This window comes from Aureimonas ureilytica (assembly GCF_001475935.1).
In the GTDB taxonomy this organism is placed as follows: domain Bacteria; phylum Pseudomonadota; class Alphaproteobacteria; order Rhizobiales; family Rhizobiaceae; genus Aureimonas; species Aureimonas ureilytica_A.
In genome coordinates, this window is record NZ_LDQA01000097.1 from 1 (window position 1) to 1,552 (window position 1,552).

General features: G+C 65.6%; 1 protein-coding gene and 1 pseudogene. One reads left to right on the forward strand and one right to left on the reverse strand.

Annotated elements, in window-relative coordinates; translation table 11 throughout:
- Window positions 1-387: pseudogene (locus tag NS365_RS22595) on the forward strand (catalase); the annotation flags it as partial.
- A gap of 60 nt (window positions 388-447) precedes the next feature.
- Here NS365_RS22595 and NS365_RS22600 read toward each other — a convergent pair.
- Window positions 448-1,552, reverse strand: a 1,105-nt coding sequence (locus NS365_RS22600; RefSeq protein ID WP_275477569.1) for a calcium-binding protein, incomplete at its 5' end; no start/stop codon positions are given.

The window sequence follows — 1,552 nt, forward strand, 5'->3', positions numbered from 1 at the left end:
TCCGGCCGGCCGGACGCCATTCGCGAGACGGTGCAGGCCGAGATGCGCGAGCGCATGGGCGTGTGGGAGTTGCGTGTTCAGCTCTGCCGCGATCTCGCCAAGCAGCCGGTGGAGGACCCGACCGTCGAATGGAAGGAAGACGAGGCCCCGTTCCAGACCGTCGCCACGCTCACGGCCGAGCCGCAGGACAGCTGGGACGAGGACCGCGTTCGCGCCGTGGACGAGGAAATGCGCTTCAGCGTCTGGACAGGCCTCGCCGCGCATCGCCCGCTCGGCAACATCAACCGCGCCCGCCGGACGGCCTATCAGCACTCCGCCGACTTCCGCGCCCGCTTCAACCGCTGCCCGCTGCACGAGCCGGCCGCCAAGGGTCTGGCGGCGGAGTAGGCGAGGCTCAGTTTCGGATGGGGCGCCGGACGATCCGGCGCCCCATCGTCGGTTCGTCCGTTACAACTCGCCGAAGGTCACGTCGCTCGCTGTCAGGCCCGTGTTGCCCAGGATGCGGATTTCGTCGTTGATCGAACCATCCGCACTGCTGACGACATAGATGTCGCTCTGCCCCAGTTGCGAGAAGCGCGCGTCCCGCCCGTAGCCGACGAAGAGCAGCTTGTCTCCATAACCGGACATGCCGGACCAAGGGCGCTGGAAATCGAGAACCCAGTCGCCAGTCGCTTCCCCGGCGGCAAAGCGGAACGTGTCGTTGCCGAAGCCGCCCTGAAGCATATCGGCTCCCGCACCGCCATCGATCAGGTTCGCGCCCATATTGCCGAAAATCCGGTTGGCCTGCGCATTGCCGGTTCCATTGATGTCCGACATGCCGGTCAGCTGAAGATCCTCGACATTCTCGCCGAGCTTGAAGCTGACGGAGGAATGGACGAGATCGGTCCCACCCCCCGCCTTCTCGATCACGCGGTCGCCGAGATTATCGACGTAATAGACGTCGTTTCCGGTGCCACCGTCCATCGTATCGGCGCCGAGCCCGCCGTCGAGAACATTGGCACCCGAATTGCCGCCCATGATGTTGTTGAGTTCGTTTCCGGTAGCAGAGACATTCCCTTTGCCGACCATCTGAAGATGCTCGACATTCGCCGACAGCTTGTAGTCGACCGAGGTGATCACGCGGTCGCGGCTGCCCTCCCCCGCCGCCTCGACGACGACATCCAGCACCGAGTCCACGATGTAGTCGTCATTGCCAAGCCCGCCGATCATCGTGTCGGCGCCGCCCCTGCCGTCGAGACTGTCGTTGCCGGAGCCGCCCTGCAACTCGTCATTGCCGCCCGCGCCCGTCAGCTTGTCGTCTCCGGCCCCGCCCTTGAGCACCCAGCCGTCCGAACTCGTCGCGGTCAGTTGGTCGTTACCATCCGTTCCCGTCAGCAGCTTGCCCGTTCCGTGCAGGAGGTCGGTGACGCGCATGTCGACCTGGCTCAGGCCGCCATCCGTGGTGACGAGCGTGCCGCCGGTCACGCCTTCCAGCGTCACCGCGCTTTCGAACACGCCGTCCCGGTTGGCGTCGATCTCGATCCGGCTGTCACCACCCAGCGTCACCAGACGG